Raw genomic sequence first — 13,648 nt, forward strand, 5'->3', positions numbered from 1 at the left:
CCATGATCGGAACGGTCTTCCGAAGTGACGACGTGCCCAAGGAGCACCGGTTCGAGTACTGGGGCGAGTTGATGCACCGGGCGATCGCGCCCAGTCACATGAACAGCTTGTTCGCCGACGACTTCTGGGCGGAACAGCGGTTGCTGGAGCTGGGCCCGGTGCTGGTGTGGCCGACGGCGCACCTGCCGACGGAGTTCCGGCGTACCGAGAAGCTGATACGGCAGTCCGACCCGGAGATGTACCACCTGTCCCTGGTGGTCGGCGGCGACCTGGGGTTCGAGCATGTGGGGCGGGCCGAGGCGTACGGCCCGAGCGACCTGTGGCTGAGCGACACCTCACGGCCGTACGAGGTGCACCTGCCGGCCGACCGGGGCCGTCAGGTGATCACGGGGGTGGGTGTGGACTTCCCCAAGGCGCTGGTGCCCCTGCCGCCCGCCCGCATCCAGCAGCTGCTGGGGCGGCGGCTGCCGGGGCGGGAGGGGGTGGGCGCCCTGCTGACGGGGTTCCTCACCGGTCTGGAGCAGCAGGCCGACGTCCTGCAGCCGTCCGACGCGCCCCGCCTCGGCACCGTCCTGATCGACCTGCTGTCGGCCTGGTTCGCACAGGTGTTGGAGGCGGAGGACGCGCTGCCTCCGGAGACCCGCCAGCGGGCTCTGACGACGCGCGTACGGGCGTTCATCCGCCAGAACCTGCACGACCCCGAGCTGGCACCGCCCGTGATAGCGGCCGCGCATCACATCTCGCTGAGCTATCTGCACCGGATCTTCCAGGAGGACACCCCCGGCGAGACGGTCGCGGCCTGGATCCGCGCCCAGCGCCTCGAAGGCGCCCGCCGCGACCTGGCGGACCCCAACCTCGCCTCCACGCCCGTCCACACCATCGCCACCCGCTGGGGGATGGTCCGCCCCTCCGACTTCACGCGGGCGTTCCGGAGCGCGTACGGGGTGTCGCCCATGGAGTACCGCGCGCGGGAGACGGAGTGAGAGGTGTCGGCCTTGTGGATCGGCGCCGCCGTGGCCGGTGTCGCCCTGGCGGTGGTGCTCGTGGACCTGCCCGACCTCGACCTGCTTGCCGCAGAGCGGCTTGAGATCGTCGAGGTCGGAGGTGAGGACGGTCACCGGGGGCTGCGCCGAGCGGGCGGTGGCGGCGACGATCGCGTCCAGGGCGTACTTGTGCCCGCCGGTCCTGCCGCTGTCCTTCATCCGCGCGACGGCCTCTTCGGCGATGTCCGCGGTGACCGGCTCCACGACGAGTCGGGAGAGGTCAGGCCGGTCTGACCCGGGCGTCCTCCACGACGAGTCGGGAGAGGTCAGGCCGGTCTGACCCGGGCGTCGGTTCCGCTCCCTGCCGTACGACGCCGCCGCCGGCCCCCGGGATACCACCGGCCCCCGGGAACCGGACGCGACTACCTCACACCGCGTGCTCCACGAACCGCTGCGCCGTCTGCGCGAGCAGCTCTCGGCCGTCGCCCGCCCACAGCTCGTCGTTGAACAGCTCGACCTCGATGGGGCCGGTGTAGCCGGCCGCCTCGACGTACGACTTCCACTCGCGCATGTCGATCGAGCCGTCGCCGATCTGGCCCCGGCCGGTCAGGACGCCCTGGGGCAACGGGGTGATCCAGTCGGCGAGTTGGAAGGTGTGGATGCGGCCGGAGGCACCCGCGCGGGCGATCGCCGCCGGGGCCGTGTCGTCCCACCAGATGTGGTAGGTGTCCACGGTCACGCCCACCTGGTCCGCCGGGAAGCGTTCCGCGATGTCCAGGGCCTGGGCCAGGGTGGACACCACGCAGCGGTCCGAGGCGAACATGGGGTGCAGCGGCTCGATGGCCAGGCGTACGCCGTTGGAGGCGGCGTAGGGGCCCAGCTCCGAGAGCGCGTCCGCGATGCGTTCCCGTGCGCCGTGCAGGTCCTTCGAACCCGCCGGGAGGCCGCCCGAGACCAGGACCAGCGTGTCCGTGCCCAGGGTCGCCGCCTCGTCGATCGCCTTGCGGTTGTCGGCCAGCGCCGCCGCCCGCTCCGTCGGGTCGATCGCCGTGAAGAAGCCGCCCCGGCAGAGGGTCGTGACCGACAGACCCGCGTCGCGGACCAGCTTGGCCGTGGCGTCCAGGCCGTACACCGCCACCGGCTCGCGCCAGAGGCCCACGCCCCCGATACCCAACTCCACGCAGCCGTCGACCAGTTCGGGCATCGACAGCTGCTTGACCGTCATCTGGTTGATGCTGAAGCGCTCAAGTCCGTTACTCACTGGGCCACTCCGTACACCGCGAGCAGGTTCTTCATACGGGTCTCCGCCAGTGCCGGGTCCGGGAACAGGCCCAGGCCGTCGGCGAGTTCGTAGGCGCGCGCGAAGTGCGGGAGGGAGCGGGCCGACTGGAGGCCGCCGACCATCGTGAAGTGCGACTGGTGGCCGGCCAGCCACGCCAGGAACACCACGCCCGTCTTGTAGAAACGGGTGGGGGTCTGGAAGAGGTGGCGGGAGAGCTCGACGGTGGGGTCCAGGAGCTCCCGGAAGCCCTTCGCGTCGCCCGTGTCCAACACCCGTACCGCTTCCGCCGCCAGCGGGCCCAGCGGGTCGAAGATGCCGAGCAGGGCGTGGCTGAAGCCCTGCTCGTCGCCCGCGATCAGCTCGGGGTAGTTGAAGTCGTCGCCCGTGTAGCAGCGGACGCCCTGCGGGAGCCTGCGGCGGATGTCGATCTCGCGCTGGGCGTCCAGCAGGGAGACCTTGATGCCGTCGACCTTGTCGGGGTGGGCCGCGATCACGGCGAGGAAGGTCTCCGTGGCCGCGTCGAGGTCCGACGAGCCCCAGTAGCCGTCCAGCGCCGGGTCGAACATGGGGCCGAGCCAGTGCAGGACGACCGGTTCGGTGGCCTGGCGGAGCAGGTGGCCGTAGATCTCCAGGTAGTCCTCGGGGCTCGTCGCGGCGGCGGCCAGCGCGCGCGAGGCCATCAGGATCGCCTGGGCGCCCGACTCCTCGACGAGCGCCAACTGCTCCTCGTACGCCTTGCGGATCTCCACCAAGGAGGCGGGGCCCGTGAGCTGGTCGGTGCCCACGCCGCAGGCGATACGGCCGCCGACCGACTTCGCCTCGGCGGCGCTGCGGCGGATCAGTTCCGCCGCGCCCGCCCAGTCGAGGCCCATGCCGCGCTGCGCGGTGTCCATCGCCTCGGCGACGCCCAGGCCGTGCGACCACAGGTGGCGGCGGAAGGCGAGGGTGGCGTCCCAGTCGACGGCGGCCGGGGAGTCCGGGGACACGTCCGCGTACGGGTCGGCGACGACGTGCGCCGCCGAGAAGACCGTACGGGAGGTGAAGGGGGCGCCGGTGGAGAGGGCGAGCGGTTCGGTGCGGGGGGTGTAGGGCTTCAACAGCCCGTCCGCGCCGGGGAGTCGGATCGTCACAGCGAGATCTCCGGTACGTCGAGACGGACGCCCTCGGCCGAGGACTTCAGGCCCAGTTCGGCGAGCTGGACGCCGCGGGCGCCGGCCAGCAGGTCCCAGTGGTAGGGCGCGTCGGCGTAGACGTGCTTGAAGAACAGCTCCCACTGCGCCTTGAAGCCGTTGTCGAACTCGGCGTTGTCCGGCACCTCCTGCCACTGGTCGCGGAAGGAGTAGGTGGCGGGGATGTCGGGGTTCCACACCGGCTTGGGGGTGGCGGAGCGGTGCTGGACACGGCAGTTGCGCAGGCCCGCCACCGCCGAGCCCTCGGTGCCGTCGACCTGGAACTCGACCAGCTCGTCACGGTTGACGCGGACGGCCCAGGAGGAGTTGATCTGGGCGATCGCGCCGCCGTCCAGCTCGAAGATGCCGTACGCGGCGTCGTCGGCCGTGGCGTCGTACGGCTTGTCCTGCTCGTCCCAGCGCTGCGGGATGTGGGTGGCGGTGAGGGCCTGGACGGACTTCACGCGGCCGAACAGCTCGTGCAGCACGTACTCCCAGTGCGGGAACATGTCGACGACGATGCCGCCGCCGTCCTCGGCACGGTAGTTCCAGGAGGGGCGCTGGGCCTCCTGCCAGTCGCCCTCGAAGACCCAGTAGCCGAACTCGCCGCGGATGGAGAGGATGCGGCCGAAGAAGCCGCCGTCGATGAGGCGCTTGAGCTTCAGCAGGCCCGGGAGGAAGAGCTTGTCCTGGACGACGCCGTGCTTGATGCCGGCGGCGTTCGCGAGGCGGGCCAGCTCCAGTGCGCCGTCCAGGCCCGTCGCGGTCGGCTTCTCCGTGTAGATGTGCTTGCCCGCCGCGATCGCCTTCTTGAGCGCCTCCTCGCGGGCCGAGGTGACCTGGGCGTCGAAGTAGATCTCGACGGACTCGTCGGCGAGGACCTCGTCCACGTCCGTGGTCCAGTGCTCCAGGCCGTGCTGCTCGGCGAGCGCCTTCAGCACGTGCTCGCGGCGACCGACGAGGATCGGCTCCGGCCACAGCACGGTGCCGTCGCCGAGGTCGAGGCCGCCCTGCTCGCGGATGGCGAGGATGGAGCGGACGAGGTGCTGGCGGTAGCCCATGCGCCCGGTCACGCCGTTCATGGCGATCCGTACGGTTTTGCGTGTCACGGCCGGTCCTTTCGTTGGTGTGCGTTCGTTTCTGCGTACGCGTCCGGCGCCGCGTACGCCCGACGAAAGGGTGAGCGTCACAGCAAGCGCTTTCTATCCAATGAGAAGCTAGCCTCTGAGCAGCGGTCTGGACAAGACCGCGAGGGGGTCGAGTTGTTCGAGGGGGCGAACGGTGATCGCGGCCGTAAGGTTCCCCGACAGCCCGAACATCACGCGCACCGGAGGACGAGCAACGATGACTGTGACCCTGGCGGACGTGGCGGCCCGTGCGCAGGTGTCGCCCGCGACCGTATCCCGGGTGCTCAACGGCAACTACCCGGTCGCCGCGTCCACGCGCGAGCGGGTGCTGAAGGCCGTGGACGAGCTGGACTACGTCCTCAACGGGCCCGCGAGCGCGCTCGCGGCCGCCACCTCCGACCTGGTCGGCATCCTCGTGAACGACATCGCCGACCCCTTCTTCGGGATCATGGCCGCGGCCATCCAGTCCGAGATCGGCGGGCCGGGCGGGCGTGCGGGCGGTGAGCGGCTGGGTGTGGTGTGCAACACGGGCGGCTCCCCCGAGCGCGAGCTGACGTATCTCACGCTGCTCCAGCGGCAGCGGGCCGCCGCTGTCGTGCTGACCGGTGGGGCCATCGAGGATCCCACGCACCTGGCCGCCGTCGGCAACAAGCTGCGAAAGCTGGCGGAGGCCGGGACGCGGGTGGTGCTGTGTGGTCGGCCGCCGACGCCGGAGGCCATCGCGATCACTTTCGACAACCGGGGCGGCGGTCAGCAACTCACCGAGCATCTGATCGGGCTGGGGCACCGGCGGCTCGGGTACATCGCCGGGCCGCAGGAGCGGACGACGACCCGGCACCGCCTGGAGGGGCATCGGGCGGCGCTGACGGCGGCCGGGATCGAGGACGATCCCCGGTGGACGGTGTACGGGCGCTACGACCGGCTCTCCGGGTACGAGGCGACGCTGGAGCTGCTGCGGCGGGATCCGGCTCTGACCGCCGTGGTCGCCGCCAACGACACGGTGGCGCTGGGTGCCTGTGCGGCCCTGCGCGATTCCGGGCTGCGGATTCCGGACGATGTCTCCGTGGCCGGGTTCGACGATCTGCCCTTCAGCATCGACGCGGTGCCCGCGTTGACGACCGTGCGGTTGCCGTTGACGGAGGCGGGGGCCCGCGCCGGGCGGATCGCCATGGGGCGGGAGGAGCCGCCGCCGGGTGGGATCGCCACGGTGCGGGGGGAGTTGATGGTGCGGGGGTCCAGTGGGGGGCCGCGGGAGGCCTGAGGGAGATGAGGCCGGGGGCCTGCGTCGTATGAAGCCCGGGGGCAGCGGCGCATGAGGCCTGGGGAGGCCAGCGGCGCATGAGGCCTGGGGAGGCCAGCGGCGCATGAGGCCTGGGGAGGCCAGCGGCGCATGAGGCCTGGGGTCTTGAGAGGGATGGGATCGGGGAATCTTGACGGGGTGGGGGCGACGGCCACCGCCCCGTCGGCCGTTGCCGCCTGCCAGCCGTTGCCGCCTGCCGGCCGTTGCCGGTCCGACTGCCGTTGCCGGTCCGGCGGACCGGCAGTACGCGGTACGCAGTCGCGCGTCGCCGGCCAGGAGGAACAGCGGCCGGAGTAACGGCTTCGGGGCGTCGTGCCTGGTCGGCTCGTGCCTGGTCGGCGAGCGGTCGGCTCGGCTCGCCTGAGGCGTCCCGACGCGGCAGTGGGTGACGTCTTCACCGGGCGACGCCTTCACCGGGCGGGCCGAGGTCCGCGCGGGAGACCACGCTCGGTCGGCCCGGATCCCCTCCCCAGCGGGATCGCCACACCCGCGGTGAACACACAGTGTGACGTCTCGGCGCGCGACAGTCACCACTCCGCCTTACGTTGTGCGGGAGGGCCATCACCTCACCCGCCACCACCAAGGAGAAATCGTGGCCGCCAAGGACAAGGGCAGCATGGACAAGATCAAGGGCAAGGCCAAGGAGATGACCGGCAAGGTCACCGGCAGCCGGGAGCAGCAGGCCGAGGGCCAGATGCAGCAGGCGCGCGGCGAGGCCAAGAAGATGAAGGGCAAGGCGCAGGAGCGCGTCCAGGAGACGCAGCGCTCGGCGAAGCGCGACGGCATGTGAGGTCGCGTCGCGCGTAGGCATGACGCGTAGCGCCGAGGACCGGAGTCTGCGGTTCCCGGCCGGTGGATGGGGGCTTCCGTGGGCATGGGAGCCCCCATCGCCATGAGCGCCACGACCGCCGCCGTCGACCACCGCCGTTGATCGCCCACCGTCTTTGTCGCCGCCATGACCGCCATGAGCGGGGACCCACAGGTGAGTGCTCGCGCATCACGGGTACCCGGCGCCCATGGAGACCCGCGTGGCAGGACCGGCGCTGCCGGAGAGCAGGGGCCGGATCTCGGCCGGGGTCGCGGGGTTTCTGCGGGGCAAGGGGGTGCTGCCCGACAGCCGGGAGATCGCCGGGGCCGACCCCTTCGGCGACGATCTCCAGCTCGCCCTCTACCTCTGCTACGAACTGCACTACCGGGGTTTCGCCGAGGTCGACGCCGGCCTCGAATGGGACCCGGAGCTGCTGCGCTGCCGGGCGGCCCTGGAGTGGCCGTTCCTGGAGACGCTGCGTGACCGGGCGACCCGGCATGGGAGCGCCCGGGAGGCGCTGGACGACCTGCTCGTGGAACCGGCGGCCGGCGACAAGGCCGGTGTCGGTGACTTCCTCCAGGACGAGGGCGAGCTGTGGCAGGTGCGTGAGTATGCGGCGCTGCGGTCGCTGTACCACCTGAAGGAGGCCGACCCGCACGCCTGGGTGCTGCCCCGGTTGTGGGGGCGGGCGAAGGCGGGGATGGCCGCGATCGAGTTCGACGAGTTCGGCGGGGGCCGGGCCGAGCGGGTGCACGCACGCCTCTTCGCCGACCTCATGACCGACCTGGGGCTCGACCCGGCATACGGCCGTTATGTGGACGCCGCCGGTGCCGAGGCGCTCGCCCTGGTGAACCTGATGTCCCTCCTCGGGCTGCACCGTGCCCTGCGTGGCGCCCTGGTCGGGCACTTCGCGACGGTCGAGATCACCTCCTCCCCCGGTTCCCGGCGCCTCGCCCAGGCCATGCGACGGACCGGGGCCGGCGCCGCCGCCGAGCACTTCTACGACGAGCACGTCGAGGCCGACGCCGTACACGAGCAGATCGTCCGGCGGGAGGTCGTCGCCGGGCTGCTGGAGGAGGAGCCGCAGCTGGACGCCGACGTGGCCTTCGGCGTCGACGCCACCAACCATCTGGAGGACGCCCTCGCCGACCGCCTCCTCGGAGCGTGGCGGGCAGGCCGGTCGTCCCTGCGCACGCCGGTCTGACGATCGGATGACCGGCTCCCCCGCCCGCTCCCCGGCCGCTCCCCCGCCGACTCCCCTACCTGGAGGCCCATCCCCGTGATCCCCCTCTCCCTCCCCGTGTCCCTGCCCGGCGTCTACGCCCCGCAGGACGACACCGAACTCCTGGTCCATGCCCTGGGGCGCGAACCTCTCGCCCCGCGGGCCCGTGTGCTGGACGTCGGTACGGGGACGGGTGCCGTCGCACTGGCCGCGGCGCGGCGGGGCGCGCTGGTCACGGCGGTCGACATCTCCTGGCGGGCCGTGCTCAACGCCAGGGTCAACGCCGTACTGGCGCGGCTGCCGATGACGGTCGTACGCGGAGACCTGCTGGGCCCCGTGTCCGGGCGGTCCTTCGACCTCATCCTGTCCAATCCGCCGTACGTGCCGGGCCCGGAATCGGCGCGGCGCCGGCCGGGTCAGGGGCCGGGCGCCGCGCCGAGGCCCGACAGGCTCCGCCCCGCGAGGGGAGCCGCGCGGGCCTGGGACGGCGGGTGGGACGGCCGGCTCGTGCTGGACCGCATCTGCCGGGACTCGCCGTCGCTGCTGCGGCCCGGCGGGGTGCTGCTGCTGGTCCACTCGGCGCTGAGCGACGCGGAGCGGACGCTGACACAGTTGCGGGCGGCGGGGTTGCGGGCCGACGTCGTGGAGCACCGCCGGGTCGCGTTCGGGCCCGTCCTGCGGTCACGGAGCGACTGGCTGCGCAGTCGCGGGCTGCTGCGGGCCCGGGGGAACGGCGACGACGGCAGCCACGACGGCATCGGTGACGGCGACAGCCACGACGGCGACAGCCACGACGGCGACGAGAAGGAAGAGCTGGTGATCATCCGTGCCGAGAGTCCCCGCTGAACGCCGCCGCGTCACCCTGCAACGCCCTGGCCCGCTGCTGGTCGAGGGGCCGGTCGAGGTCACGTTGGACGACGGTACGACCGTGTCGTCGGACCGCTTCTGCGTGGCCCTGTGCACCTGTCGTCGCAGCCGGATCTACCCCTGGTGCGACACCAGCCACCGGCGCCGCGCCCAGCCGCCGCCCACCGGTGCCGACGACCCCGGACCCGCCCAGCCGCCGCCCGTCTGAAGGGACCCCGGCGCCGGACGGGGACAGTTCCTCTGCCGCGGCTCCCACTTCGGCCCGGACGGGAACATCGTCCATGCCCGCGCCCCTGAGAACAGGGCTGCCCCCGTCCTGCCGCCCCGTCAGCCGGCCGGAGCCTTCCGGCCCCCACCCGTCGGCCGACCCGCACCCACACACCCCGGCAGGGTGCCGCACATCGCCGGCCGACGTGTACGGTCCGAAGGCATGAAGCTCGCGTTCTCCACCCTCGGTGTCCCCGGTCTCCCCATCGCCGACGTCGTACGGCTGGCCGTCACGCACGGCTATCACGGCGTCGAGTTGCGCGCCCATCCCGAGGAGCCGGTGCATCCGGGGATCGGGGCCGACGAACGGGCCGAGGTGGCCGCCGAGTTCAAGGCGGCGGGCGTGGAGATCCTGGGGCTCGCCGGGTACGCGCGGGTCGCGGCGCCGGGCGAGGACGGACCCGTACTGGACGAGATCCGCGAACTGCTTGACCTGGCAAGGGACTTGGGTGCCCCCTTCGTCCGTGTCTTCCCCGGCGCCGACCTGGCCGGCGGTCAGAACGTGCGGGAGGCCGACGCGATCGCCGCCCGGCGACTCGGTACGGCGGCGGAGGACGCGGCCGACCGGGGCGTACGGGTCCTGCTGGAGACCCATGACTCGCACCGCACCGGCGCCGACGCGATCCGTGTGCTCGGCCCGGTCGGCCACGGCAGCGTCGGCTCGCTCTGGGACGTGATGCACACCTGGCTCGGCGGCGAGCAGCCCGCCGAGTCCTACGCCGCCCTCTCTCCCTTCCTCGGCTACGTCCAGGTCAAGGACATCGCCTCCCCCGACGACACCACCCCGCTCCCGCTCGGCGCGGGCGTCCTCCCGCTCGGCGAGTGCGTCGAACTCCTCTCCCGCAAGGACTGGGACGGGTGGCTCTGCTGGGAGTACGAGAAGCGGTGGTACGAGGGGGCCACGCCGCTGCCGGAGCTGCTGGCGGCGGGCCGGGAGCACCTCGGGCGACTCCTCAACGACGCGGCGTAAAACCATGGCCTGAGCTTGAGTTATCAAGTAAACCTCGGCAAGACCTCAAGCTCAGGCCGCTTTCCGCAGGCATTTTGACCGCGAATCAGTATCGACTCACACAAAGTCGATCACCCGTTGAACAAGTACCGACAGTAACTCTTGGAAAACGGAGCGCTGCGGTACGCGCCTACAGCAGACTTACCTCCCGCAACAGCCATGCGCAACTGGCCATGTATCGGGGGGATTTGGCATATGCAAGGCACAGTCGACGGTTTCAGCTACGGTGCGGTCACCCCAGTGGCGGCCTATGTCATGGCCTGCCTGGGCGCGGCGCTCGGACTGCGCTGTGTCGTCAGGTCGGTCTACAACGAACAGTCCTGGAAGCCCGGCTGGCTGGCCCTCGGGGCCGCGTCGATCGGCTGCGGCATCTGGACGATGCACTTCATCGCGATGATCGGCTTCCGGGTCAAGGAGAGCGAGATCCACTACGACGTCGGGCTGACCGTGCTCAGCCTCGTCGTGGCCGTCACCGTCGTCGGCATCGGGGTCTTCGCCGTGGGCTACCGCGGTGTCAGCAGGTCCACGCTGTGCTCGGCGGGGTGCGTCACGGGGCTCGGGGTGGCCGCCATGCACTATCTGGGCATGGCCGCCATCCAGTTGAACGGCTACATCCAGTACGACATCGCCGTCGTCGCCCTCTCCGTCGGCATCGCCATCGTCGCCGCGACCGCCGCGCTCTGGGCGGCCGTGTCGATCCGGGGCTTCCTCACCAGCCTGGGCGCCAGCCTGGTGATGGGGGTCGCCGTGTCCGGGATGCACTACACGGGGATGGCCGCGGTGGGGGTGCATCTGCACGGCTCGGCCCCCGGCGCGTTCACCGGTGAGTCACCCACGTCGATCCTCATGCCCATGCTCATCGGACCGGTCATCTTCCTGCTGCTCGCGGGTGTGGTCGTGATGTTCGACCCGATGCTCGTGCTGGGCGAGGGCGACTGGGACCGGTCCGCCGTCCGCCGGCGCGAACTGGAGCGGCAGCGGACGGAACCTCCGCAGTCCTGGCGCGCCGACCGCCCCGACGTACCGCTGCAGCACCCGGACGACTCCCCCGGCTCCCTCTTCGACCCCTCGACCCGCCGGGCCCGGCAGCAGCCGCAGGAAGAGCCCCGCCCACAGAGCACCGGACGCCGTATCCAACAGTGGTGAGGACACTCGGTGAGGACGCTCGGTGAGCCGTTCGGTGAGCCGTTCGGTGAGGCCGTTCCGAGAAAATCAGGCACGCGATGTCACAGCGACCGCGCCGCCGGTGTCTTGAGGTCGAATCCCCTTGAAGCGGAGGAGACACACCATGACTGAGAACATCGATGTGATCGTGATTGGCGGCGGATACGCGGGTGTCATGGCGGCCAACCGCCTGACCCGGCACGACGACGTGACCGTGACGCTGATCAACCCTCGCCCGACCTTCGTCCACCGGATCCGCCTGCACCAACTGGTGGCCGGGACCGACGAGGCCGTCGTCGACTACCAGGAGGTCCTGGCCCCGGACGTCCGGCTGGTCGTCGACACCGTGGCCGGGATGGAGACGGCCGAGCGCCGCGTGACGCTGGCGACGGGCGGCACGGTCGGCTACGACTACCTGGTCTACGCGGTGGGCAGCGGCAGCGCCGACCCGGGCGTGCCCGGAGCCGCCGAGTTCGCCCACCCGATCGCCTCCCTGGAGGAGGCCGAGCGGCTGCGGCCGATCCTCGACACCGCGCCCGCGACGGCACCGGTGACCGTCGTCGGAGCCGGCCCCACCGGCATCGAGACCGCCACCGAACTGGCGGAGAAGGGCCACGCCGTGACCCTGGTCTGCGGCGGGGTGCTCGGCCCGTATCTGCATCGCCGGGGCCGGCGCTCGGTCGCCCGGCGGCTGGCCGAACTGGGGGTCGACGTGCTCGACGGCCCCGGCACGAAGGTGACGGAGGTGACGCGGGATGCCGTACGGCTCGACGACGGCCGTGCGGTACCGAGCACGGTGACCGTCTGGACCGCGGGGTTCGGCGTACCGGACCTGGCCGCACGCAGCGGGCTGAGCACGGACGCCCTGGGCCGCCTGCTCACGGACGAGACGCTGACGAGCCTGGACGACCCGCGCGTCGTCGCGGCCGGGGACTCGGCGGCACCGTCGGGCCTGCCGCTGCGGATGAGCTGCCAGGCCGCGATGCCGCTGGGCGCGCGGGCCGCCGACACGGTGCTGGCCCGGATCGCGGGTGAGCGGCCCGCGCCCCTCAACCAGGTGTTCGCCGGCCAGTGCATCAGCCTGGGCCGACGCGCCGGCATCTTCCAGTTCGCCCACCGGAACGACGTGGCGCTCTGGTTCCACATCGACGGCCGCACCGGCGCGAAGCTCAAGGAGTTCGTGTGCGCGGGCATCGTCAAGCATCTGGCCGGCGAGGCCCGCAAGCCCGGTTCGTACGGCCTGCACCGCGTCTCGGGAGGCGCCGGGCGCCGTGAGCTGCTGCGGGCCGAGCGCGGCGGGGCCGCGGCCACCGCAGGGCGGGAAGTCGAGGTATGAGCGAGCACACCACCGACCCGGCGACCGAGACGTTCGTCGCCCACCGCAATCTGCTCTTCACCGTCGCCTACGAGATGCTCGGGTCGGCCGCCGACGCCGAGGACGTCCTCCAGGAGACCTGGCTGCGGTGGGCGGGGGTCGACCTGGCGCAGGTACGCGACCGGCGCGCCTACCTGGTCCGGATCACGACCCGGCAGTCACTCAACCGGCTGCGCGCGATGAGCCGCCGCAAGGAGTCGTACGTCGGCCCCTGGCTGCCCGAGCCGCTGCTCACCGCGCCCGACGTGGCCGAGGACGCGCTGCTGGCCGAGAGTGTGTCGATGGCGCTGATGCTCGTCCTCGAAACGCTGTCGCCGACCGAGCGCGCGGTCTTCGTGCTGCGTGAGGTCTTCGACCTCGGCTACGACGAGATCGCGGCGGCCGTCGACAAGAGCCCCGCGGCCGTACGTCAGATCGCGCACCGGGCCCGCAAACACGTCGACGCCCGTCGGCCCCGCCAGGCGGTCTCCGCCGACGAGACACGGGCGGCGCTGGAGTCGTTCCGGCGCGTGGTGGAGACCGGGGATCCGCAGGGCCTCCTCGACGTACTGGCGCCCGACGTCGTCCTGGTGAGCGACGGCGGCGGCATCAAGCGGGCCGCGCCCCGGCCGATCACCGGCGCCGACAAGGTCGTCCGCTTCATGTTCGGCGGCCTGAGCAGGACCGGCCTCCCCCTGACCGTCGTCCCCACCGTCGTCAACGGCAGTCCGGCCCTCGCGCTGCACCTGGACGGCGAGTTGGACGGCATCCTGGCGATCCGCGTCGAGGACGCTCGGGTCGCCGGCCTGTACTACGTCCGCAACCCGGAGAAGCTGTCCCGGGTGGAGTCGGAGACCCGGCTCACCCTGCGGTGAGCGTTGCAGAGGGCGGGGCGGGTTCTTCGGCAGCGGATCCGCGGGGAGGCCACTCAGTGCGCGGCTCCCGGCAGGAGGCGGGGCTCCACCCGCTCCTCCGTCGCCGTATCGCCCTCCCGCCGGACGATGTACGCCCCCTTGCCCGGGAGTTCGGTGACGGCCTCCGCCAACCGGGTGCCCCGGTGGACGAGTCCGACACCGTCGTCCGTGCGGTGGGACTT

At 71.9% G+C, this 13,648-nt stretch carries 14 protein-coding genes and 1 pseudogene; 11 read left to right on the forward strand and 4 right to left on the reverse strand.

Annotation, left to right across the window (positions count from 1 at the left end; genetic code table 11):
• Positions 1 to 2 precede the first annotated feature (2 nt).
• Positions 3 to 983: an AraC family transcriptional regulator gene (locus OG858_RS16405; protein WP_319064875.1), complete on the forward strand. Its 981-nt coding sequence runs from the start codon at positions 3 to 5 to the stop codon at positions 981 to 983.
• 3 nt (positions 984 to 986) lie between these two features.
• Positions 987 to 1,277 carry a hypothetical protein gene (locus OG858_RS16410; protein WP_319064876.1) on the forward strand — a complete coding sequence of 97 codons (291 nt, stop codon included), beginning with the start codon at positions 987 to 989 and terminating at the stop codon, positions 1,275 to 1,277.
• Positions 1,278 to 1,410: 133 nt separating this feature from the next.
• Here the strand turns inward: OG858_RS16410 and OG858_RS16415 are convergent, their stop codons facing one another.
• Genes OG858_RS16415 through OG858_RS16425 form a run of 3 tightly spaced genes read right to left on the reverse strand, consistent with a single transcriptional unit; the run spans position 1,411 to position 4,543 of the window.
• Positions 1,411 to 2,208, reverse strand: coding sequence for a sugar phosphate isomerase/epimerase family protein (locus tag OG858_RS16415; RefSeq protein WP_319264039.1), 798 nt, complete (start codon positions 2,206 to 2,208; stop codon positions 1,411 to 1,413).
• Positions 2,209 to 2,240: 32 nt separating this feature from the next.
• Positions 2,241 to 3,395, reverse strand: coding sequence for a dihydrodipicolinate synthase family protein (locus tag OG858_RS16420; RefSeq protein ID WP_327748877.1), 1,155 nt, complete (start codon positions 3,393 to 3,395; stop codon positions 2,241 to 2,243).
• A complete protein-coding gene (locus OG858_RS16425) occupies positions 3,392 to 4,543 on the reverse strand; it encodes a Gfo/Idh/MocA family protein (RefSeq protein WP_046704088.1) in 1,152 nt (383 codons plus the stop codon). Before OG858_RS16425 ends, OG858_RS16420 begins: the two co-directional genes overlap by 4 nt.
• Before the next feature lie 235 nt (positions 4,544 to 4,778).
• Between OG858_RS16425 and OG858_RS16430 the strand changes: the two genes are divergently transcribed.
• From OG858_RS16430 to OG858_RS16470, 9 genes are all read left to right on the forward strand, one after another.
• Positions 4,779 to 5,822 (forward strand): LacI family DNA-binding transcriptional regulator, encoded by a 1,044-nt coding sequence (locus OG858_RS16430; protein WP_319064878.1) that lies wholly within the window; start codon positions 4,779 to 4,781, stop codon positions 5,820 to 5,822.
• A 631-nt stretch (positions 5,823 to 6,453) separates the two neighbouring features.
• Positions 6,454 to 6,651 carry a CsbD family protein gene (locus OG858_RS16435; protein WP_037703320.1) on the forward strand — a complete coding sequence of 66 codons (198 nt, stop codon included), beginning with the start codon at positions 6,454 to 6,456 and terminating at the stop codon, positions 6,649 to 6,651.
• Positions 6,652 to 6,877: 226 nt separating this feature from the next.
• On the forward strand, positions 6,878 to 7,873 hold the full coding sequence (locus OG858_RS16440) for an iron-containing redox enzyme family protein (protein WP_319263903.1): 996 nt from the start codon (positions 6,878 to 6,880) through the stop codon (positions 7,871 to 7,873).
• Positions 7,874 to 7,948: 75 nt separating this feature from the next.
• Positions 7,949 to 8,737 (forward strand): methyltransferase, encoded by a 789-nt coding sequence (locus tag OG858_RS16445; RefSeq protein ID WP_328544768.1) that lies wholly within the window; start codon positions 7,949 to 7,951, stop codon positions 8,735 to 8,737.
• Complete coding sequence (locus OG858_RS16450; RefSeq protein WP_319064881.1) at positions 8,718 to 8,966, forward strand: CDGSH iron-sulfur domain-containing protein; 249 nt, start codon at positions 8,718 to 8,720, stop codon at positions 8,964 to 8,966. The genes OG858_RS16445 and OG858_RS16450 overlap by 20 nt, the downstream gene beginning before the upstream one ends.
• A 222-nt stretch (positions 8,967 to 9,188) precedes the next feature.
• On the forward strand, positions 9,189 to 9,995 hold the full coding sequence (locus OG858_RS16455; protein ID WP_328544767.1) for a sugar phosphate isomerase/epimerase family protein: 807 nt from the start codon (positions 9,189 to 9,191) through the stop codon (positions 9,993 to 9,995).
• Positions 9,996 to 10,229: 234 nt separating this feature from the next.
• Positions 10,230 to 11,180 (forward strand): MHYT domain-containing protein, encoded by a 951-nt coding sequence (locus OG858_RS16460; RefSeq protein WP_086749553.1) that lies wholly within the window; start codon positions 10,230 to 10,232, stop codon positions 11,178 to 11,180.
• A gap of 142 nt (positions 11,181 to 11,322) precedes the next feature.
• Positions 11,323 to 12,534 carry an NAD(P)/FAD-dependent oxidoreductase gene (locus tag OG858_RS16465; RefSeq protein ID WP_327748876.1) on the forward strand — a complete coding sequence of 404 codons (1,212 nt, stop codon included), beginning with the start codon at positions 11,323 to 11,325 and terminating at the stop codon, positions 12,532 to 12,534.
• Entirely contained in the window at positions 12,531 to 13,427 is an 897-nt protein-coding gene (locus tag OG858_RS16470; RefSeq protein ID WP_086749555.1) for an RNA polymerase sigma-70 factor, read from the forward strand. The genes OG858_RS16465 and OG858_RS16470 overlap by 4 nt, the downstream gene beginning before the upstream one ends.
• A gap of 53 nt (positions 13,428 to 13,480) precedes the next feature.
• Here the strand turns inward: OG858_RS16470 and OG858_RS48165 are convergent.
• Positions 13,481 to 13,645, reverse strand: a pseudogene (locus tag OG858_RS48165) (peptidase E); the annotation flags it as partial.
• Between the last annotated feature and the right edge of the window lie 3 nt (positions 13,646 to 13,648).

Origin of the sequence: Streptomyces europaeiscabiei, from assembly GCF_036346855.1 — a bacterium.
Taxonomy (GTDB): Bacteria; Actinomycetota; Actinomycetes; order Streptomycetales; family Streptomycetaceae; genus Streptomyces; species Streptomyces europaeiscabiei.